Annotated in this window: 18 protein-coding genes; 5 read left to right on the top strand and 13 right to left on the bottom strand. The window is 69.5% G+C overall.

Going from position 1 to position 21409, the window contains the following annotated elements; genetic code table 11:
- Positions 1-27 precede the first annotated feature (27 nt).
- From R4823_RS06890 to R4823_RS06850, 9 genes are all read right to left on the bottom strand, one after another.
- Positions 28-3156, bottom strand: coding sequence for a CusA/CzcA family heavy metal efflux RND transporter (locus R4823_RS06890; protein ID WP_338618063.1), 3129 nt, complete (start codon positions 3154-3156; stop codon positions 28-30).
- A gap of 23 nt (positions 3157-3179) precedes the next feature.
- Positions 3180-4373 carry an efflux RND transporter periplasmic adaptor subunit gene (locus R4823_RS06885; RefSeq protein ID WP_087839986.1) on the bottom strand — a complete coding sequence of 398 codons (1194 nt, stop codon included), beginning with the start codon at positions 4371-4373 and terminating at the stop codon, positions 3180-3182.
- Positions 4374-4385: 12 nt separating this feature from the next.
- Entirely contained in the window at positions 4386-5651 is a 1266-nt protein-coding gene (locus R4823_RS06880; RefSeq protein WP_338618060.1) for a TolC family protein, read from the bottom strand.
- A gap of 75 nt (positions 5652-5726) precedes the next feature.
- Positions 5727-6071 (bottom strand): cation efflux protein, CzcI family, encoded by a 345-nt coding sequence (gene czcI / locus R4823_RS06875; RefSeq protein WP_087837435.1) that lies wholly within the window; start codon positions 6069-6071, stop codon positions 5727-5729.
- Positions 6072-6172: 101 nt separating this feature from the next.
- Positions 6173-6595, bottom strand: coding sequence for a hypothetical protein (locus tag R4823_RS06870; protein WP_087837436.1), 423 nt, complete (start codon positions 6593-6595; stop codon positions 6173-6175).
- A gap of 99 nt (positions 6596-6694) precedes the next feature.
- Positions 6695-7537, bottom strand: coding sequence for an amidohydrolase family protein (locus R4823_RS06865; RefSeq protein WP_338618057.1), 843 nt, complete (start codon positions 7535-7537; stop codon positions 6695-6697).
- An 18-nt stretch (positions 7538-7555) separates the two neighbouring features.
- Positions 7556-9196 carry an AMP-binding protein gene (locus R4823_RS06860; protein WP_338618055.1) on the bottom strand — a complete coding sequence of 547 codons (1641 nt, stop codon included), beginning with the start codon at positions 9194-9196 and terminating at the stop codon, positions 7556-7558.
- 9 nt (positions 9197-9205) lie between these two features.
- A complete protein-coding gene (locus R4823_RS06855) occupies positions 9206-9967 on the bottom strand; it encodes an SDR family oxidoreductase (protein WP_132979198.1) in 762 nt (253 codons plus the stop codon).
- A 36-nt stretch (positions 9968-10003) separates the two neighbouring features.
- Positions 10004-10999, bottom strand: coding sequence for a tripartite tricarboxylate transporter substrate binding protein (locus R4823_RS06850; RefSeq protein ID WP_132979197.1), 996 nt, complete (start codon positions 10997-10999; stop codon positions 10004-10006).
- 116 nt (positions 11000-11115) lie between these two features.
- Between R4823_RS06850 and R4823_RS06845 the strand changes: the two genes are divergently transcribed.
- From R4823_RS06845 to putA, 5 genes are all read left to right on the top strand, one after another.
- Positions 11116-12027, top strand: a complete 912-nt coding sequence (locus R4823_RS06845; RefSeq protein ID WP_087837441.1) for a LysR substrate-binding domain-containing protein — start codon at positions 11116-11118, stop codon at positions 12025-12027.
- The gene (locus R4823_RS06840) at positions 12024-12911 is read left to right on the top strand and encodes an oxygenase MpaB family protein (RefSeq protein ID WP_087837442.1); all 888 of its coding nucleotides are present in this window, start codon (positions 12024-12026) and stop codon (positions 12909-12911) included. The genes R4823_RS06845 and R4823_RS06840 overlap by 4 nt, the downstream gene beginning before the upstream one ends.
- 65 nt (positions 12912-12976) lie before the next feature.
- Positions 12977-13681, top strand: a complete 705-nt coding sequence (locus tag R4823_RS06835) for an MBL fold metallo-hydrolase (RefSeq protein WP_087837443.1) — start codon at positions 12977-12979, stop codon at positions 13679-13681.
- A 117-nt stretch (positions 13682-13798) separates the two neighbouring features.
- Complete coding sequence (locus R4823_RS06830) at positions 13799-14485, top strand: metallophosphoesterase (RefSeq protein ID WP_279816185.1); 687 nt, start codon at positions 13799-13801, stop codon at positions 14483-14485.
- A 42-nt stretch (positions 14486-14527) separates the two neighbouring features.
- A complete protein-coding gene (putA, locus tag R4823_RS06825) occupies positions 14528-18271 on the top strand; it encodes a trifunctional transcriptional regulator/proline dehydrogenase/L-glutamate gamma-semialdehyde dehydrogenase (RefSeq protein ID WP_338618048.1) in 3744 nt (1247 codons plus the stop codon).
- 10 nt (positions 18272-18281) lie between these two features.
- Here the strand turns inward: putA and R4823_RS06820 are convergent, their stop codons facing one another.
- The 4 genes from R4823_RS06820 to R4823_RS06805 are packed head-to-tail and all read right to left on the bottom strand — an operon-like array spanning position 18282 to position 21108.
- Positions 18282-18581: a hypothetical protein gene (locus R4823_RS06820; protein ID WP_087837446.1), complete on the bottom strand. Its 300-nt coding sequence runs from the start codon at positions 18579-18581 to the stop codon at positions 18282-18284.
- Between the two features lie 2 nt (positions 18582-18583).
- The gene (locus tag R4823_RS06815; protein WP_338618045.1) at positions 18584-19324 is read right to left on the bottom strand and encodes an ABC transporter ATP-binding protein; all 741 of its coding nucleotides are present in this window, start codon (positions 19322-19324) and stop codon (positions 18584-18586) included.
- Complete coding sequence (locus R4823_RS06810; RefSeq protein ID WP_176400659.1) at positions 19312-20079, bottom strand: ABC transporter permease subunit; 768 nt, start codon at positions 20077-20079, stop codon at positions 19312-19314. Before R4823_RS06810 ends, R4823_RS06815 begins: the two co-directional genes overlap by 13 nt.
- Positions 20080-20094: 15 nt before the next feature.
- Positions 20095-21108 carry an ABC transporter substrate-binding protein gene (locus R4823_RS06805; RefSeq protein WP_338618042.1) on the bottom strand — a complete coding sequence of 338 codons (1014 nt, stop codon included), beginning with the start codon at positions 21106-21108 and terminating at the stop codon, positions 20095-20097.
- Positions 21109-21409: the final 301 nt, after the last annotated feature.

The raw sequence follows: 21409 nt of genomic DNA, 5'->3' as shown, positions 1-21409 counted from the left end.
AGATGTCATTCATCATCTATTCTCCTCTCAATGCGCCTGGCGTCGGTAGGCCAGCCGGTACAGCGTGGGCAGAACCAGCAGGGTCAGGGCGGTGGACGAAATGATGCCGCCTATGACCACCGTCGCCAGGGGCCGCTGCACCTCCGCGCCAGTGCCGGTCGCCAGCGCCATGGGCACGAAGCCCAGCGATGCGACCAGCGCGGTCATCAGCACTGGCCGCAGCCGCGTGGCGGCGCCCAGGCGGACCGCCTCGTCCAGCGGATGGCCTTCCGCCCTGAGCGACCGGATGAAGGACAGCATCACCAGCCCGTTCAGCACCGCCACGCCCGAGAGCGCGATGAAGCCCACGGCCGCGGAAATGGACAGCGGGATGCCTCGCAGCCACAGGGCCAGCATGCCCCCGGTCAGCGCGAAGGGGATCCCGGTGAACACGATCAAGCCGTCGCGCAGGTTGCCGAACATGGCGAACAGCAGCGCGAACACCAGCAGCAGCGAGATCGGCACGACCCATTGCAGGCGCTCGGTGGCGGACTGCAACTGCTCGAACGTGCCTCCCCACGCCGTCCAGTAGCCGGGCGGGATGCGCACCGACGCCTCGATGCTGTCCTGGGCATCCGACACGAAGGAACCCAGGTCGCGGCCACGCACGTTGGCACTGACCACGATGCGCCGCTTGCCGTCCTCGCGGCTGATCTGGTTGGGACCGGGCGCCAGTTCGAAACGGGCCAGCTCGGCCAGCGGCACGAAGGCCACGCGGGCCTGGCCCTCGCCCCGGGGCAACGCCACCGGCAGTCGCTTGAGCGCCTCGATGTCGCCCCGCACGTCGTCGGGCAGCCGCACCAGGATGTCGAACCGCCGGTCGCCCTGGAAGAAGATGCCCGCCTCGCGCCCGCCCACCGCGGTGGCGATGGTCTCCTGCACCTCGGCCAGGCTCACGCCGTAGCGCGCGGCCTTCTGCCGGTCGACCGCGATGGTCAGCATGGGCAGGCCGGCGGTCTGCTCGGCCTTGACCGCATCGGCGCCCGGCAGGCGCGCCATGACCGCCGCGATCTCGGCCGCCGTGCGTTCCAGCTGTGCCATGTCGTCGCCGAAGATCTTGACGGCGACGTCGCTGCGCACGCCCGAGATCAACTCGTTGAAGCGCATCTGGATGGGCTGCGTGAACTCGTAGTTGTTGCCCGGCACGCCCTCCACCACTTTCCGGATGGCGGCCACCACTTCCTCGTGGGAACGGCGCGGCTGCGGCCAGGCATCCTGCGGCTTGAGCATGACATAGGTGTCGGCGATATTGGGCGGCATGGGATCGGAGGCGATCTCGGCCGTCCCGATCTTGGCGAACACCCGTTCCACCTCGGGCACCTTGGCGACCTGCTTCTCCAGCTCCTCCTGCATCGCGATGGCCTGGGACAGGCTGGTGCCGGGTATGCGCAGCACCTGCACCGCCAGGTCGCCTTCGTCCAGGTTCGGGATGAACTCCGCGCCCAGCCGCGTCGCGACGGCCAGCGCCAGTGCCACGGCCACCGCGCCGAAGGTCAGCACCACCGGCGTGTTGGCCAGCGAGCGGCTCAGCAGCGGCTCGTACAGCCGGCGCGCGGCGGCCATCAGGCGGTTTTCCTTTTCCTGGACGCGGCCGTCCAGCAGCAGCGCCACGGCGGCCGGCACGAAGGTGATCGACAGGATCATCGCGCCCAGCAGCGCCAGCACCACGGTCATCGCCATGGGATGGAACATCTTCCCTTCCACGCCGGTCAGGGCGAAGATCGGCAGGTAGACGATCATGATGATGAGCTGGCCGAAGATCAGCGGCCGCCGCGCCTCCTTCGAGGCCTCGAATACTTCGCCGAAGCGTTCGGCGCGCGTCAGCGCGCGGCCCGCGGCGGCCTGGGCGTGCGCGATCCGCCGCACGCAGTTCTCGACGATGACCACCGCGCCGTCGACGATGATGCCGAAATCCAGCGCCCCCAGGCTCATCAGGTTGGCGCTGACCTTGTAGGACACCATGCCCGTGAAGGTGAACAGCATGGACAGGGGAATGACCATGGCCGTGATGAGCGCCGCCCGGATGTTGCCCAGGAACAGGAACAGCACGACGATGACCAGGATCGCGCCTTCCAGCAGGTTCTTCCTGACGGTGGCGATGGCCTTGTCGACCAGCGTGGTGCGGTCGTAGACCGTCACGGTCTTCACGCCCGGCGGCAGGGTCTTGTTGATGGCCGCGAGCCGTTCGTCCACGGCGCGGGACACGGCGCGGCTGTTCTCGCCGATCAGCATGAACACGGTGCCCAGCACCACTTCCCTGCCGTTCTCGGTGGCGGCGCCGGTGCGCAGCTCGCGGCCCATCTGCACGTCGGCGATGTCCCGCACGCGTATGGGCTGGCCCTGGGCCTGGCTGACGATGACCTCGCGGATGTCCTCCATGGACCCGACCTGCCCGGGCGCGCGCACCAGGTACTGCTCGCCGCCCCGCTCGATGTAGCCGGCGCCGACGTTGACGTTGTTGCGGTCCAGCGCCGTCACCACGTCCGCCAGCGTCAGGCCGTGGGCGGCCATGCGTTCCAGGTTGGGCGCGACGAGATACTCCTTCGCGTAGCCCCCTATGGTGTTGATGTCGGTCACGCCGGGCACCGTCCGCAGTTGCGGGCGTACCACCCAGTCCTGGATCTCGCGCAGGTCCGCCAGCGTGTAGGGGCTGCCGTCCGGCTTGCGCGCGTCCAGCGCGGCCTCGACCGTCCACATGTAGATCTCCCCCAGCCCGGTCGAGATCGGCCCCAGCGTCGGCGTGACGCCGGCCGGCAGGGCCTCGCGCGCTTCCTGGATGCGCTGGTTGACCAGTTGGCGGGCGAAGTGGATATCGGTGCCATCGCGGAAGATGACGGTCACCTGGGACAGGCCGTAGCGGGACAGCGACCGGGTCTGCGCAAGGCCGGGCAGTCCCGCCATGGTGGTCTCGACGGGATAGGTGATGCGCTGTTCGGTCTCCAGCGGCGAATAGCCCGGCGCGGACGTGTTGACCTGCACCTGGACGTTGGTGATGTCGGGCACCGCGTCGATGGACAGGCGGGTGAAGTTGTAGAGGCCCAGCGCGGCCATGCCGAACACCGCCAGCATGACCAGCCATCGTTGCTCGATGGCGAACCGGATGATCCGTTCGAACATGAGTGTCTTCCTGTCTGTCCGGTCTAATGGGTATGCTCGGCGCTGGCCTTGCCCAGCTCGGCCTTGAGCGTGAAGGTGTTGGTCTCGGCGTAGCGCGCGCCGGGAGCCAGGCCCTCGAGCACTTCCACCCGCATGCCGTCGCGGCGGCCGGTCTTCACCGGCTGCGCCTTGAAGCCGCCGGGCACGACGGTAAACACCACGCTGTCATCGCCCACGGTCTGGATGGCATCGGCGGGCACGGCCAGGGCAACGGCTTCCTCGCCGCGCAGTACCTTGACGGTGATGAAGAGCCCCGGACGCCAGGCCATGCCGGGATTGGCGAGCGTGACGCGGGCGGTGGCCGTGCGGGTCTGCGCGCCCAGCAGCGGACCGACATAGGACACGGTGCCTTCGGCCGTCTCGTTCAGGGCGGAAGAGGAAATGCTGACCTTCTCGCCGACGCGTACCGCCGCCAGGTCCTGCGGGGCGACGATGAACTCGGCCCAGACCGTGCCCAGGTCGGCGATGGTGAACACGGCGGTGGTGTCGCCCACTGCCTCGCCCATGGCCATGTGCTTCTCGACCACCGTGCCGTCGAAGGGCGCGCGCAGCTCGTACTGGTTCAGCGCGGGCGCCTGGCTCGTCGCGCCCACGGCCCGGAGCTTCTGCGCGGCGTTCTGCACCGCGATCCTGGCCTCTTCCCGCGCGGTGCGCGCCTGCAGGTAGTCCTGTTCGGCGGACACCCGCTCCTCCCACAGCTTCTTTTCGCGCGCGAAGGTTTCCTCGGCCAGGTCCTCGCGCTTGCGCGCGGCCAGCAGTTCGCTGCGCAGGTCCGACAGCGACGTGCTGGCGATCACGGCCAGCACCTGGCCCTTGCGGACCTGCTGCCCCAGGTCCGCCGACACACGTTCGACGATGCCTGCCAGCCGCGGCACGACATGGGCCGTGCGGTCCTCGTTGAAGCGTATCTCGCCCGGGAATTCGCGGGTCGGCCGCAGTACGCCGGGACCGGCCTCGGCCGTGCGTATACCGGCCGCCTGGACCTGGGCCTCGCTCAGCCTCACCAGGCCGTCCTCGGCATGCTCGTCGGCGGAGGCGCCGGCCGGCGCCTGGCCACCATGGCCGTGGCCGTCGCCCTCGCCATGCGGAGCGGGCCAGAACAGCACGCCTGCCACCGCCAGCGCGCCCGCGATCAGGATGGCCGCCATCGCGGCCTTTTGTTTGCTTGTCGTCGACATGACAGAATTCCTTCAGCGGCCCAGCACGCGATCGATCGCGATGGCGGCCTGGTAGGTGTCGGCCAGCACGGCCAGATAGCGGATGCGGGCCTGGAACAGCGTGCGCTGGGCGTCCAGCACATCCAGGAAGCCGGACTTGCCGGCCTCGAACCCGCGGGTGGCTGCTTCATAGGCCTCGCGCGCGCCGGGCAGCACCGTGCCGCGCAGCGCGTCGGCGCTCTTACGTGCCAGTTCCAGTTGCGCGGATGCCTGGCGCAGCTCCTGTGCAAGCCTGACCTGCAGGGCACGATGCACGTCGCGCGCCTGGTCGGCCCGCACGGTGGCCTCGTACAGGTTGCCCTGGTTGCGGTCGAACAGCGGCAGCGGAATCGACACCCCCAGCAGGGTCTGGTTGCGCCCCAGTTCGTTGTTGCGCTGCGTGCCCGCCGTCAACCTGACGTCGGGATAGCGCTTGCTGCGCTCGACCCCGACCACGGCGTCGCGGCGTTCGATCTCCAACCGGTGCGCCGCCAGCTCGGGCGCCTGCTCCAGCTCCCGCAGCAGCGCATCGACGGGCGCGCGCGCGGGGAGTACGTCCAAGCTGCCCACGGCCTGGCCGAAGCGCGGATCGGGCTCGCCCCACAGCGACCCCAGCGCCCGCCTCGCTTCCTGCAAACGCGCCCGCGCCGCCTCGACCTCGAGGTCGGCGTTGGCCCGCTCGACGCGAGCCCGGGTCTCCTCCAGCGGCGGGACTTTGCCGGCCGCCACCCGCCGGGCCGCGATGTCGGCCGCCCGGGCCGCCACCTGCGCCGACCCGTTGGCCAGCGCCACGCCCTCCTGCGCGATCAGCAGGTCGAAGAAGGCGGCCACCGTGGCCGCGCGCAATTGCGCCCGGGCCCGCGTGAACTCGGCCACCGCCACGGTCTGCGCCCGCTCCGCGGCCAGGATGCGCGCGGAGCGCTTGCCGCCCAACTCGATGGGAATGCCCAGCTCCACGCTGGTGGTGCGCGAATCGCGCCGCGTATCCTCGACGGCGAAAGCGATGTCGGGATTGGGCAGGACGCGCGCCTGGACGACGCCGCCCTGCAAGGCCTCGGCCTCCTTGGCGGCAGCCGCCAGCGCCGGGTTGCCCGCGGCAGCCATGGCCAGCGCGGACTCCAGTGTCAGCGGACCGCCGGCGGCGGGCACCTGATCAAGAACGGGAACGGAAACGGGAACGGGATCGGGCCGCGGCTGGGCCGCGGCCATCGGGCTGGACAAGGCGGCCGCCAGCCCGAGCGGCCATAGAAGTCTGCGCATCGAATTGCACCAGGGAAACGGTTGCGTGAATTCGGCGAGACGAAAGCAACGAGTGGAACGGCTGCGTCTCGCCGGCTAGACGAGCGCACGCCATTGGGGGCGTTCAGGCAGCGAGACGGGCGCCGCGGCCAGGAAGGCTGGCGACGCGGGAGAAAGGGCGTGGGCGATGCCTGCCTTGGGCAGGTCCGGCGTGCCGGCCAGGACGGCCTGCAGCGCGATCATGTGGCAGACCACACAATCGGGATGCACGGCTTTCTTGGCGTCGCCCTTGTCGCCGGTGTCCTGGTGGACGTGTTCGTGGTGGCCGAAGTGGGCCTGGGCCACCGTGCCGGTTTCGTGCTGGCAATAGGCGGCTGCCGCCGCCCAGGTGAACTGGAACGGCAGGAAGGCGATCATCAGCAGGATGAACAGGCGGCGCATCTGGCCATTGTAGCCTCTGGCGCCGCTGCACGCCTGCGGCCGCTTGTCGCGGGCCGGGCCTGTTCCCGCCGGGAAGAGCCTCGCGCAGGCCGGAAACAGCCCTAGCGCAGCAGCCGGCTGCCGCTGTTGCGCGAGCCGGAACGGTCTCCGGTCCCCTGGGACTGCGTGCCCGTCGAGGAATCGCGCCCGCCGGAACCGGTGGCTCCACGGTTGGGCGGCTGGTTTTGCGCGCCGCCCTGCGTGGTGCTGCCCGGATAGCCGGCCCCATCGGTGCCCTGGCCCTGCTTGCCGGCGGACGAACCGCTGCTCTGGGCGTTGCCCGACGATCCCGACGGTCCGCTGTTCGCGCTGCCTCGCGTCGGGCTGTCGGAGCTGGACCCGCTGGGCGCATTGCTGCCGCCGCTCTGGCTGCTGCTGCCGCTCTGGCTGCCGCCGGCACCAGGTCCGGCCTGGGCCATGGCCAGCGGCGCCGCCAGGGCCATGCCCATGCAAAGCAGGATCTTTCTCGTAATGGGGTGCGTCATGTCGTTCTCCTGAAAGCCCCTCTTCCAGCAGAAAACATGCCCGCCCTTCCCAGGGCCTGTTCACGCTGAAAGGAAGCGTGCACAGGCCGGGAATGGGCGCTAGAGGCCCAGCACGCGCTCCGCATTGGCGTGCATGACTTTCTCCATCACCGCGTCGCTGTAGCCCAGTTCCTCCCACTCCTTGAGAATGCGCGCATAGGGCAGGCTGGGGTAATCGCTGCCGAACATGATCTTGTCCTGCAGACGGCCGCGGATGTCGACCTTGAGGTTGCCCGGGAAGTGCTTGGGCGCCCAACCCGACATCTCCCAATAGACGTTCCCCTTGTGCAGGGCCACGGCGGTGGTCTCGTCCACCCAGGGCCAGCCGGGGTGCGCCATGATGATCTTCAGGCTGGGGAAATCGGCCGCCAGGTCGTCGATGGCGGCAGGATGGGCATGGCGTATGCGCGCGCCCATTCCTCCCGGCAGGCCGGCCCCCATGCCCGTGGTGCCGACGTCTATCATCACGGCCGCGCCCAGCGAGGCGATTTCCTCGAACAACGGGTAGTAGCGCGTGTCGTTGACCGCGAAGTGCTGCATGATGGGGTGGAAGTGAAAACCCATGAAGCCCAGTTCGCGCACCGCGGTTCGGGCCTGGCGTATCGCGATCTCGCCCTTGGCGGGCTCCAGCGCGCCCCAGCACTGGATGATGCGGCCGGGATGGCGTTTCCACATGCCGTGCACGTACTCGTTGGTGCAGGGCGGCGTGGCCACGGTGGTCTCCAGGTCCAGCGCGACCAGGCAGGCATCCACGCCGGCCGCGGCGAACTCGGCCACTACCTCGTCCTCGGGCTTGCCGACCCAGTTCCGCTTCCAGTAGGTGGCCAGGGCCTCGACGTACGGACCCTGGGCGTCGATCCAGGTCTGGGTGCCCGGATAGCAATGCAGATCGATGATGCGCATCTCGCGTCTCTCCTTCGCTCAGGCCGCGGCCGCCCTGGAGGCCACCATCTCGGCCAGGGATTTCTTGGACACCTTGCCGAAGGTGGACACCGGAAAATCGTCCAGCACCTCCAGCCGCTCGGGCAGCTTGAACTTGGCGATCTCGCGCGCCTTCAGGAAATCCACCAGCTCGGGCAGCGTCAGCGATGCGCCCGCCCGCAGCACCACGCACGCGCACATGCGCTCGCCCATGTCGGGGTCCGGCATGGGGACGCAGGCCACGTTCTGCACCGCGGGATGCATGAGTATCAGGTTCTCGATCTCTTCCGCGCTGATCTTCTCGCCGCCGCGGTTGATCAGGTCCTTCTTGCGGCCCTCGACGATGTAGTTGCCCGAGGGGTGCTGGCGCATGAGGTCGCCGGACCGGTAGAAGCCGTCGGGCGTGAACTGCCTCGCGTTGTACTCGGGCACGCCGAAGTAGCCGCGCAGCGTGTAGGGCCCCCGGCAGGACAGCTCGCCCACCTCGCCCGGTCCGACCTCGCGTCCCTCGTCGTCGATCAGCTTGATTTCGTCGTCGGGGCAGACCGGTCGGCCGCACGTTTCCATCATCACGTCCTCGGGATCGTCGTGGCGCACGAACATCAGCACGCCTTCTGACATGCCGAAGTTCTCCTGCACCAGCGCGGACGGAATGAGGCGACGGGTACGCGAGCGAACCTCGGGCTGCATGCGCTGCCCACCGCTCTGGATGAGCCGCAGCGAGGACAGGTCGTGGCGTCCGATGTCCGGATCGTTGATCAGGCGGATCAGCAGCGCCGGCACCACCTTGAGGTGCGTCACGCGGTGCTTCTCGATCAGCGCGAACATCTCGGCCGGACGGGTGTTCGCGTGCAGCACCACCTTGGCGCCGTTCAGCAGGAAGCCCTGTATGCCGGGACACGCCAGCGGCAGGTTGTGCGCGATGGGCAGCACCAGCAGCAGCACGGAACTGCCGTCCACCCGCGTGACCTCCGACGCGACCTTGGAGTTATAGGCGTAGTCGTTGTTGGTGCGCGGGATCAGCTTGGGGATGCCGGTCGTGCCGCCCGACAACTGGAAGATGCAGGGGTCCTCGGGATCGATGCGTATGTCGCGCAAGGCGGTCCGGTCTCCCGGAGCGGGGGTCTCGATCAGTTCGGGCAGCGAGTGCTCTCCCGGGCCCGCCGGGCCCAGCACCAGCCGCAGCCGCAGGCAGTCGTTCTCGTGCTGGATGCGGTCCACCACCGGACCGAAGGCGAAGTCGCCCTGCGACACGGGATAGACGCAGCAGCGCGCCTGCGACAGCCTGACGAACTGGCTGATCTCCTGGTAGCGATGGGTGACCAGCGCGGCGATGGGAATGGCGCCGATCTTCTGCAGCGCGAAATACAGGATCACGAACTCCGCCACGTTAGGCAGCGTGGGCACGACGCGATCCAGCGGCTTGAGCCCGAGCGCCAGCAGGTGCAGCGCCAGGTTGTCGCTCAGCCTGTCCAGGTCGGCGTAGGTATAGCAGCGGTCGCCGTCGACCAGCGCCACCTTTCCCGCATGGCGCGCGAACGCCTGCGCGAATTCCTGCGCCAGAGAACGATCCTGCCAGTAGCCTCGCTCGCGGTAGCGGCGGGCGAACTCGGGCGGAAAAGGAACGAATCCCTCGAGCATGGCGTCTCCTCAGGTCGAGCTGGTGTAACCGCCATCGATCACGACGATCTCGCCGGTGACGAAGCGGTTCGATTGGAGCAGGTTCAACATGGTCTCGGCCACGTCGTCGGCGGTCACGCAACGGCGCAACGGCGTGGCGCGGGCACGCTTGCCCATGAGATCGTCGTACCGGTCTCCCAGCATGCGCTGCATCCAGTCGCCTTCCATCCAGCCTGGCGCGACGGCGTTCACGCGGATATCCGGTCCCAGGTTCCAGGCCAGGGTCTTGGTCAGGTTCACGACCGCCGCCTTGCTGGCGGCATAGGGCAGGGGCTGGGGCCCGGGCCTGAGCCCGACGATGCTGGCCGTGTTGACGATGGCCGGATCCGTGCCCTTCCTGAGCAGCGGCACCGCGGCGCGCGTGACCTGGAAAAGCCCCCGCACGTTCACGGCGAAGGTGCGGTCCCACTCGCCCATGTCCAGGCTGTCCAGGTCGCGGACCTTCCAGGCCGCCGTCGTGCCGGCATTGTTGACCAGGGCGTCCAGGTGGCCGAACCGGTCGCCGACGGCGCGCATCATCTCGCGCACCGCGGCATCGTCGGCCACGTCGCACTGGAGCAGCATCGTGCGGGCCCCCAGGGCAGCCGCCTCGCTGGCCACTTCGCTGGCGGCCTTCGCGCTGGATGCATAGTTGATCGCCACGTCGTACCCGGCGCGCGCCAGGGCCAGGACCGCGCTGCGGCCGATACCGGTCGCGCCGCCGGTGACCAGCGCCTTTCTTCTCTCGTTCATCTGCATTTCCATCGTGGTTTGATCGGACGGCCAGGCCTATTGCGGCTGAATCGCCAGTTCCTGCACCGTGTTCTTCCAGACCGCCTGCTGGCCGCGCACGAAGGCCTGGAGATCGGCCGCGCTGCCATGCATGGGGTAGACGCCCAGGTCGGCCAGGCGCGAGACCAGCTCCTTGTCATCCAGCAGGCGATTGATGTCGGCATTGATCCGTTCGACGACCGGGCCGGGCGTTCCGGTGGGCGCGAACAGCGCGAACCAACCCAGCGACTCGAAACCCGGCAGGGTCTCGGCCACCGTGGGCACCGACTCCAGGCCCGGCAACCGCTGCGGCGAGGTCACCGCCAGGGCTCGCATCTTGCCGGCCTTGACGTGCTGGACCAGGGCCGGGATGCCGTCGATGGTCAAGGCCGCCTCGCCCGCCAGCACCGCGTTGATGGCGGCCGGCGACCCCGCATAGGGCACGGTGAAGAGCTGGAAACCGCCGGCCCGCGCCAGCATCTCGCCGGTCAGGTGCGGCACCGAGCCAGCCTGTGCCGCCGCGAAATTCAACGTTCCCGGCCTGGCCTTGCCTTCCCTCGCCAGGTCGGCCACCGAACGGATGGCGGACGTGCCGGGCACCACCACCATCATGGGGCTGGTGCCCACCGCGGCCACGGGCACGATGTCGCGATCCACGTCATACTGCGGCTGCTTGTAGAGCAAGGGCGTGAGTACCGCCGCGGCGGCGGGCACGAACCCCACCGTGTAGCCGTCGGCCGCGGATCGCGCCAGCGTCGACATGCCCGGAATGCCACCGGCGCCTGGCTTGTTCTCGACATACACCGACTGCCCCCAGGCGTGCGAGAGCCGGTCCGCGACCAGCCGTGCCACGACGTCGGGCGCGGCCCCGGGCGGGAACGGCACGATCATCCTGACCGGCTTGACGGGCCAGGTCTGGGCCCGTGCATCCTGAATCAACGACAGGGCGACGGCGAACCCTGCCGCCCATGCCAGCAGCCGGCCGTGCCGGCCCAAGGCCATGATGCGTTGCATGCTTGTCTCCTGCGCGTGCTATCAAGTTTTTCTGGTGAACGCGAGGTGACTGTAGAGAAGTGGCGGTGCTACGGACAAGATGTCAAAATCCCATGAGTGATTCGATTTTGATATCCATGAAACTCAATCAACTGCGGGATCTCGTGGCCATCGTCGAACATGGCGGATTGCGCGCCGCCGCCCGCCGGCTGGGCGTGGCGCAGCCGCTGCTCACCCGCAGCGTGCGCGGCCTGGAAAAGGAACTGGGCACGCCGCTGTTCGAGCGCCAGGCGCGCGGCATGGTCCTGACGCCGCTCGGCCGGCTGTTCCACGAACGCGCGCGCGGCATGGTCAACGAACTGCGCCGGGCGCGCGACGAACTGGCGCAGGCCCAGGGTTCGGGCGCCGGCACGGTCATCGCCGGCCTGTCCATCATGCCGCACATGGGCCTGCTGCCCCGCGCCCTGCCCGCCTTCCGGCGGCGCTATCCCCAGGTCTACCTGCAACTCATCGAAGGACTGTTCCCCGACCTCGAATCGCAGTTGCGCAGCGGCGCCATCGACTTCTACCTGGGCGCCGCGCCCGGCACCGTGCCGGCCGGCTTCATCGTCGAACGACTGTTCTCCAATACCCGCGCCGTGGTCTGCCGCAAGGGGCATCCGCTGGCGCGCTCGCGTTCGCTCAAGGCGCTGGCCGGCGCCGAATGGGCCCTGCCCTCGACCGACTACGACAATCAGGACGACCTGGCGCGGCTGTTCCAGGAATACGGCCTGCCTTCGCCGCGCGTGGCGCTCCAGGCCCGCACAGCGCTGTCGATGATGGTCGCGCTGGCCAACAGCGACCTGCTGGCGCTGCTGCCGGTGCAATGGCGGGAATTCGACCTGACGCGCGATTCGCTGCAGGTGATCGCCGTGCGGGAAAGCCTGCCCGCGCCCGACATCGTGCTGATCCGGCGAGCGGAGATGCCCATGACGCCGGCGGCCGAGCACTTGTGCGATCTCATGCAGCGCAATGCGCCATCCCTCCAGCCCACGCGGGGCCGCGCATGATACGCAGGCACATCGAAGCGCAGGTGCTGGGCCTGACCGGACTGGCGCTGGGCGGCATCGACTTCGAGCATCCGCGCGGCGATCCTGGCCTGTTCGGCCCCGGCTCGGCCTGCTGGAAGGTGCACGGCGATTTCACCTCCATGCTCATCGGCGGCATCGCCGCGCTGCTGATGCAGATGCTGCATCCCCTCGCGCTCGCCGGCGTATGGGATCACTCCAACTTCCGCCAGGACATGCTGGGCCGCCTGCGCCGGACCGGCCAGTTCATCTCGGGCACCACCTATGCCGCCACGGCGGATGCGGAGCGGCTGATCGCGCGCGTGCGCGGCATCCACGAACAGGTGCGCGGCACGGCTCCCGACGGCCGTCCCTACGCGGCCGACGACCCCGACCTGCTGACCTGGGTCCACGTGGCCGAGGTCAGCAACTTCCTGGCGGCGCACCTGCGCCATCGCGACCCCACGCTGTCCGGCGCGGAACAGGACCGCTACTACGACGAGATCGCGCTGATCGCGCTGCGCCTGGGCGCCCGCGAGGTCCCCCGTTCACGCGCCGAAGTGGCCGCCTATCTCGCGCGCATGCGGCCACAACTGGTGTGCGACGACCGCACCCGCGAGATCGCCCGTATCCTGTTGTCGCATCCCCCGGCCGTCAGCCCGCTGGCGCGGCCGGTAAGCCGGTTCATGATGGAAGCCGGCACGGCCTTGCTGCCCGGCTGGGCCGCCGACATGCTGGAACTGCGGCGCCCCGCATGGCGCGTGCGGGCGGCCGGCGCCGCGATCGGCGGCATCGCGCCGGTCCTGCGCTGGGCCGTGCGCAACGGCTCGGCGCACCGGGCCAAGCGCCGCATGGGACTGCTTCCTCCCTCCTCCGACGGGCTTTGACGGGCGGCACGCGAATGTCTAACATATATTCCATATAGAAATTTGCTTATTTCTTTAAGAAATATATGATCTTCCGCCAGTTCTTCGATGCCGACTCCAGCACCTACACGTACCTCCTGGCATCCCGCCGCGGGGGCGAGGCGCTGATCATCGATCCGGTCAAGGAACGCCTGGACCACTATCTGCAAGCCATCCGCGAACTGGACCTGCGCCTGGTTCACGCCATCGACACCCACACCCACGCCGACCACATCACCGCGCTGGGCGACCTGCGCGACGCCACCGCCTGCACCACCATCATGGGCGAACGCTCGCGCGCCGAGTGCGTCTCGCGCCAGGTCGGCGACGGCGAGCTGCTGCGTGTCGACGGCATCACGCTGCAAGCGCTCTATACCCCCGGACACACCGACGAATCCTTCAGCTTCGTGCTGGAACCGACCGCGCCTCGTGCCGTCTTCACCGGCGATGTACTGCTGATCCGCAGCACGGGCCGCACCGATTTCCAGGCCGGCGACGCCGGGCTGTCCTGGCACTCCATCGTCGACCGCCTGTTCGCGCTGCCCGACGACACCACGGTCTACCCCGCGCACGACTACAAGGGCTGGACCGCCTCCAGCATCGGCGAGGAAAAGCGGCACAACCCCCGCCTGGCGGGCAAGACGCAAGCCCAGTATGTCGAGATCATGGACAACCTGAACCTGCCCAACCCGCGCCTGATGGACGTCGCCATACCGGCCAACCTGGCCTGCGGCCAGGCGCCGGCCGCCTGATCCGCCGGCTGGCGTCCCGGAGCCGGGCGATCCAGGGCCCCGGGGGCCGTGCCCCCCATGCCCATCCCGCAGGGCATCCATGAAGGCCTATCATGGGACGTCAACCGATCGAGTCCCATGACCACGCTGCTCGTCCACCATGAACTCAACCGCCACGGCCGCGACTTCGCGGTCGGGGACATCCATGGCCATTTCACGCGGCTGCGAACCGCGCTGGACCATGCCGGCTTCGATCCCGCCATCGACCGGCTTTTCAGCGTGGGCGACCTGGTCGACCGGGGGCCGGAATCCGAGCAGGCGCTGGACTGGCTGGCCCTGCCCTGGTTCCATGCGATACGCGGCAATCACGAAGACATCGCGATACGCTACGCCAGGGGCAACCCCGTCGACCAGACCAACTACATCGCCAACGGCGGAGCCTGGTTCGTGACGCTGCCCCTGGCGCGGCGCCGGATCTACGCCGAGGCCTTCGCCCGCCTGCCGCTGGCCAGGGAGATCGAGACGCCGGCGGGGCTCGTGGGCATCGTGCACGCGGACAGCCCGGTGCGGGACTGGAGCAGGCTGCGCTGGTCGCTGCGGCTGTGGCGCGCGGCGCGGGACCGCGCGATGTGGTCGCGCGCCCGGCTGCAAGACGAAGATGTCGGCGGCGTTGCCGGACTGCGCGCGCTGGTGGTGGGCCACACTCCGGTGGAAGATCCCGTCGTGCTCGGGAACGTCCATCACATCGACACGGGCGGATGGATGCAGGACGGCCGCTTCACGCTGCTGGACCTTGCCACGCTGCGGGCCCCGGCCATGCGCTAGACTGGTTCCTGCCGGACGCCGTACGGCGACAGGAGGGCATCCATGCAGTCGACGACTCCCTGCCCCTATTCCTTCGAGGCCTTCCCGCCGGGCATCGCCCCGCAGACCGGAACACGCGCGGCCATCACCTCGGATTACCGGCGGGCGGAACACGAGATGGTCGGACGCCTGCTGGACGAGATCGGCCCCTCGTCCGACGACGGACCGGTCATGGATCTCGCGTGGCGGCTGGCGTCCACGCTGCGCGACGAGTCGGCACGCCAGGCGACCGAAGGGCTGGCGCAGATGCTGCTGCAGGAGTTCTCGCTCTCGTCCGAGGAAGGCATCGCGCTGATGTGCCTGGCGGAGTCGGTCCTGCGCATACCGGACACCGCCACCCGGGACGCGCTCATCCGCGACAAGATCAGCAAGGGCCGATGGTCGGCCCACCTGGGGCACAGTCCGTCGCTGTTCGTCAATGCCGCCGTCTGGGGGCTCCTGCTGACCGGCCGGCTGTATGCCGCCCACCAGGGATCGGGCCCGCAGGCGGCGCTGGCCGGCCTGGTCGAGAAAGGCGGCGAGCCACTGGTACGGCGGGCAGTCGATGCCGCCATGCGCCTGCTGGGCGACCAGTTCGTCGCGGGCCGCACCGTGGAACAGGCGCTGGACCGCTCGCGCGCCCAGGTGGCACGGGGCTACACCCATTCCTATGACATGCTGGGCGAGGCGGCCATGACCGAGGCCGACGCCCTGCGCTACACGGCCGCCTACGAACACGCGATCCACCGCATCGGCGCCTCGTGCCGGGACGGCACGCCCTACGAAGTCCCCGGCATCTCGATCAAGCTGTCGGCCCTGCACCCGCGCTACGCACGCAGCCAACAGGCACGGGTACAAGGCGAACTCTACCCCCGCCTGCTGTCGCTCGCGCGCGCGGCGCGCGGCCACGGCATGGGTCTCAACATCGACGCGGAAGAGGCCGCGCGCCTGGATCTGTCGCTGGACCTGCTCGAACGCCTGTGCGGAGAACCGGACCTGGAAGGATGGAACGGCCTGGGCTTCGTCGTGCAGGCCTACCAGAAGCGCAGCCTGCGCCTGATCGAACACCTGGTGGCCCTGGCACGGCGCGGCGGCCGCCGGCTCATGGTGCGCCTGGTCAAGGGCGCGTACTGGGACAGCGAGATCAAGCTCGCCCAGGTCCAGGGCCTGCAGGACTACCCGGTGTTTACGCGCAAGCCCCATACCGACATCGCCTATCTCGCCTGCGCGCGCAGGCTGCTGGCGGCGCCCGACGCGGTGTTCCCGCAGTTCGCGACCCACAACGCCCATACCCTGGCGGCCGTCTACCATCTGGCCGGGCCGCAAGGCTTCCGCCCCGGACAATACGAATTCCAGTGCCTGCACGGCATGGGCGAGCCCCTGTACGACCAGGTCGTCGGCGCGGCGCGGGATGGCGGCCTGGGGCGTCCCTGCCGCATCTACGCGCCGGTCGGCCCGCACGACACGCTGCTGGCCTACCTGGTGCGGAGGCTGCTCGAGAATGGCGCGAACACCTCGTTCGTCCATCGCGTGGCTGATCACGTCCTGCCGCTGGAAGCCGTGATCGTGGACCCGGTCGCGGCCGCCCGCGACATCGGCGCCGGGGGCGGCTCCGTGGGTGCGCCCGACCCGCGCATTCCCCTGCCGCCGAACCTGTACGGCGCCGAACGCGTCAACTCGCGCGGGCTGGACTGGTCCGACGAAGCCTGCCTGTTGCAACTGTCGCATCGGCTGGCGGGCGCGGCCGGACGCACCTGGCTGGCCCGCCCCCTGCTGGACGACCAGGCCGCGCCCGGGCCCCTCCTCGAGATTCGCAGCCCCGCCCATCGCGGCGATCTGGTCGGCCATGTGCAGGAAGCCTCGCCCGCCGATCTCGAACTCGCGCTCGTGCGCGCCGGCCATGCCGCACGCCTCTGGCGCGACACGGCCCCCGCCGAGCGCGCGGCCATCCTGCGCCGCGCGGCCGACGGCATGGAGGACGAACGCGAGGCGCTGGCGGCACTGATGGTGCGCGAGGCGGGCAAGACCTTGCCCAACGCCTTCGGCGAAGTGCGCGAGACCGTCGACTTCCTGCGCTACTACGCCGCGCGCGCCACCGACGGCTTCGACGGCGCCCTTCACCGGCCGCTGGGTATCGTGGCCTGCATCAGTCCATGGAACTTCCCGCTGTCCATTTTCACCGGACAGGTGGCGGCCGCGCTGGCGGCCGGCAATACGGTGGTGGCCAAGCCGGCGGAACAGACTCCCCTGATCGCCGCCGAGGCCGTGCGCATCCTGCGCGCGGCGGGCGTTCCGCCGGGCGCGCTGCAGATGCTGCCGGGGCGCGGCGCATCCATCGGCGCCGGCCTGGTCGCCGACGCGCGCGTGCAGGGCGTGCTGTTTACCGGGTCGGTGGAAGTGGCCCGGGACATGCGGCGCGTGCTGGCCGAGCGGCTGGGCAGCGACGGCAGGAGCATTCCGCTGATCGCCGAGACCGGCGGACTGAACGCCATGATCGTCGATTCGTCCGCCCTGCCCGAGCAGGTGGTCGCCGACGTGATGGAATCGGCATTCGACAGCGCCGGCCAACGCTGCTCGGCCCTGCGCCTGCTGTGCCTGCAGGAGGACGTTGCCGACCGGATCCTGGCCATGTTGCGCGGCGCCATGGACGAATACCGCATCGGCCGGCCCGACCGCCTCGAGACCGATGCCGGGCCGGTCATAGACGAAGCCGCGCGGGACGACATCGAGCGCCACGTCGCGGCCATGCGCGATGCCGGCCGCCCGGTCCACCGCTCGGGCCGCCTGGACGCGGAAGAATGCCGGCAGGGATGTTTCGTCGCGCCGACGCTGATCGAGCTGGAACGGCCGGACCAATTGCGCCGCGAGGTGTTCGGGCCGGTACTGCACGTGGTGCGCTTCGCGGGGCGGCATCTCGACAGCCTGCTGGAACAGGTGAACGACCTGGGCTACGGTCTCACGCTGGGCCTGCACACCCGCATCGACGACACGGTCGCGCGGGTGCTCGACCGGGCGCGCGTGGGCAACGTCTACGTGAACCGCAACATGATAGGCGCCGTCGTCGGCGTGCAGCCCTTCGGCGGCGAGGGCATGTCGGGCACCGGCCCCAAGGCGGGCGGGCCGCTGTATCTTCCGCGCCTGTTGTCCTCGGCCCCGCCAGACATCGCGATACGCGCGCTGGCCCCGCATCCTCCGGCTCCCGCCTGGCTGCAACCCACCCGCCCCGCCCGGCCGCTTGCCGCCCTGTGGGACTGGGCCCGCGACCAGGGCATGGCGGAGCTGGCCGACCGCTGCGCGACCTACGCCGCGCGGCTGCCCGAGATCGCCGCGGCCACCCTGCCCGGCCCCACCGGACAACTCGACGTCTACGCGCTACGTCCGCGCGGCAGAGTGTTGTGCATCGCGGACGAGACCTCCGACCTGCTGGCCCAGCTGGCGGCGGCGCTGAGCACGGGCAATGAAGCGCTCTGGCAGGCCGGCCACCAGACGGCAGCATTGCACGCGTCGCTGCCGGCCGGCGTCGCCGGCCACGTGGCCGTGGCCGATCCCGCCGCATCGTCGTTCGACGCGGTCCTGGTCCATGCCGTGGGCAATCGCCTGAAATCCATCTTGCGCCAGCTTGCCCGCCGCGCGGGCGCGATCGTGCCGGTAGTGGACCTGGCTCCGGGAGACGCGGCCATTCCGCTCGAACGTCTGCTGGTCGAACGATCGGTCAGCATCAACACCGCCGCGGCGGGCGGCAATGCCAGCCTGATGACGATGGGTTAGGGCCGAGGGCTCAGGCGCGCATGTAGGCCCAGCCCTCGGCCTGCCGCCGCGCGATGTGCAGCACCGCGGCCTCGACCACGGCGATGCCGGCCGGCGCCTCCAGCCCATTGGCCGCCAGCGTGTTTGCGCAAAGCCGAAGATGGACGTCGGTGGCATCGGGCTGGCCCAGGGCGGCCGCGACGGCGCCCGCGTTGGCCACCAGTTCGACCTGGGCCTGGCCGTCGGCCTTGAGCAGGTTGGCCAGGTTGCGCCGCCCCCGCTCCAGCGCCGCGGGCGTGGGCGCATGGATGACGAGCCTGAGGGCCGGCATGGTCAGTCCACTCCCAATTGCGCCGACAAGTGGGTCACATAGCGGCCGAAGTCGGCATGGCCGCGGTCGCGCGGCCTGGGCAGGTCGATCACCAGGTTCTCGGCCACGTTCGCGGGACGCCCTCCCAGCACCACGACGCGGTCGGCTAGGAACACCGCCTCGTCGATGTCGTGGGTGACGAACATGATCGCCGCGTGCGTGGACTGCCAGATCCGCATCAGTTCGGCCTGCAGGTGGCGGCGGGTCAACGCGTCCACCGCGCTGAAGGGCTCGTCCATCAGCAGGATGTCGGGCTTGACCGCGAGCGCGCGCGCGATGCCCACGCGCTGGGCCTGGCCGCCGGACAACTGGTGCGGCCAGCGGTCGGCGAACTCGGCCAGCCCCGTCATCCGCAGGGCCTCGTCCACCCGGCCGCGCTTTTCGTCGGCATCGATGTCCAGGGTCTCGAGGCCATAGGCCACATTGCCGGCCACGGTGCGCCAGGGCAGCAGCCGGCCGTCCTGGAACACCACGGCCCGGCGGCGCCGGCCCGCGCGCTGCGGCAGGCGGAAGTGCATCTGCCCCGCCGACGGCGCGATCAGGCCGGCGGCGGTGCGCAGCAGCGTGGACTTGCCCACGCCCGAGCCGCCGACCACGGCCAGGAACTCGCCCTTGGCGATGTCCAGGGACAAGTCCTGGATGACGGGCCCGGGCGCGCCGGGATGGGTATACGAGAAACGATCGAATTCGATTACGGCCGCCACGACAGCACCCTTTTTTCCAGCCACCCGTAGCCCAGGTCGCAAATGGCGTAGACCAGCGATATGGCCAGCATGTAGACGACGACCGCCTCGTAGGCGCCCACGCCCGCCGCGGCGTTCATTTCCTGTCCCATGCCCGGCACCCCCAGCAGTTCGGCCGCGATCAGCGTCATCCATGCCTGGCCGATGCCGGTGCGCACGCCCGCCAGCGTGCCGGGCGCGATGGCGGGCAGCGTGATGCTGACAGCGCGCCGCCAGTAGCTGCCCTGCCCGAAGCTGCGCGCCAGTTCATAGAAGCGGGGATCGATGTTGCGAACCGCGCTGTAGGTGGCGAAGTAGTTCACCCAGAACACGCCGATGGCGATGACGAAGGCGGCGCCGGCGTGGCTGACCTTGAACCAGGCGATGGCGAACACCACCCAGGCCAGCGGCGGAATGGGCCGCAGCACGCGGGCCAGGTAGGCCTGGAACAGGTCGAAGCGCCGTATCGTCGCAGCGGCCAGGCCGACGGCGATGCCGGACACGGTGCCCAGCGCCAGGCCCCAGAAGTAATGGATGAGGCTGGAGCCGACGGCGGGCAGCAGGCGGCCCGAGGTCCATTCCTGCGCCAGCGCGTCGGGCAGCGCGAACGGATCGGGCAGCGTACCGGGATTGACCCAGCGGAACACGCCCGCCGCCTTCCACAACAGCACGAAGACGACGATGCCCGCCACGCCGTAGGCCGCGCGCACCGGCCACCCGGGATTCTTGACCATCATGGACGGCGCGCCGGGTTAGCGCTTGCCGGCGACGGCGTCATAGAAACGCGTGTCGAACAGCTTGGTCACGTCCACCGCGGGCCCCTCCAGCGTGCCGGTCTCGGACTGGAACTTCTGCAGCACCAGCGTCGCCGGCACGATGAGATTGGGATCGGCCTCGAACTGCCCCTTGGAATTGCGGATCGACTTCTCGACCAGGTCCACCGGCAGGCGGCCGCCGCCCACGTATTTCTGCACCAGGGGCGCGGCCTTGGCCGGATCGGTATCCAGCAGCCGGGTCGCCGCGACGTGGGCGGCCACCAGCGACTTCACCAGTTCTGGCTTCTCGCTGATCAGCTTCTCGCGCACCAGCAGTACCGCGCCGGGCTGGCGCGGGAACAGGTCGGAGCCGCGCGCGACGACGCGGGCCTTGGGCGCGCGGGTCAGCACGGTGGTCACGGTGGGTTCGAGGATCACGGCGCCGTCCACCGCGCCGGTCAGCAGGGTCTGCTGCATCTGCGCCTCGCCCTGGTAGATCAGCTTGAAGGACGCGGGATCGACCTTGATGCGATTGCGCAGCCAGTATTGCAGGGCGGCCTCGGGCACCGCGCCCTTGGGATAGCTGGCGATGACGGGCTGGCGCCCCTTGTCCTTGGCGAAGCGGGAGAAGGCCGTGGCGGGATCGCCGGAGGCGAAATAGGGGGCGAGATCGCCCATGGCGACGAAGCTGACCTGTTCGACGATGTTGGAGGCGACGACCTTGATGTCGGCGCCCTTGCCGCGCGCCACCAGGGCTGGCCCGATGCCGACGTAGGCGATGTCGAGCTGCCCCGCCAGCAGGGCCTGCACCAGCGCCGGTCCGCTCTGGAACTGGACCAGCTTGGCCGGACCGCCGTCGGCCGGCAGGGTGCCCTGCTCGCGCGCGATGAACAACTGCGCGTCGGGCAGGATGGGCAGGTAGCCGATCTCCAGCGGCGCGGCCGCCGCCGTCTGGAGAGAAGCCGAGGCGAGGCCGACGGCCAGCGCGGCGGATGCGAAGAAACGTTTCATGGTGTTCAGAACCCGGAGTGATATCGAGCAGATTCTATATATTGTATTTAAATGTTTTTGACTGACTTAACAACTAAAAGAAATAAGCTTAAGCCCCTGCCGGCGTGGTATGTTGTGCTCATCACGCACCTTCTACATGCGGCCCCGCGCCGCTCGGGAGGAGGAAAGCCGGCCTGCCAGCCAGGCCGCGCCGACCGATGGTATGAACGCGAAGGCTCGCACAGCGCATGCTCCTGCCGGCCCGCCCACCCGGGCCGCGCGACCATGCTTCGGCCCGGGCCGCGCCGCCGCCTCCTCCAGC

It is taken from the genome of Pigmentiphaga sp. CHJ604, from assembly GCF_036972535.1.
GTDB lineage: Bacteria > Pseudomonadota > Gammaproteobacteria > Burkholderiales > Burkholderiaceae_B > Pigmentiphaga > Pigmentiphaga daeguensis.
Note: the sequence above shows the minus strand (reverse complement) of the source record. Positions and strands in the feature narration are given on the sequence as shown.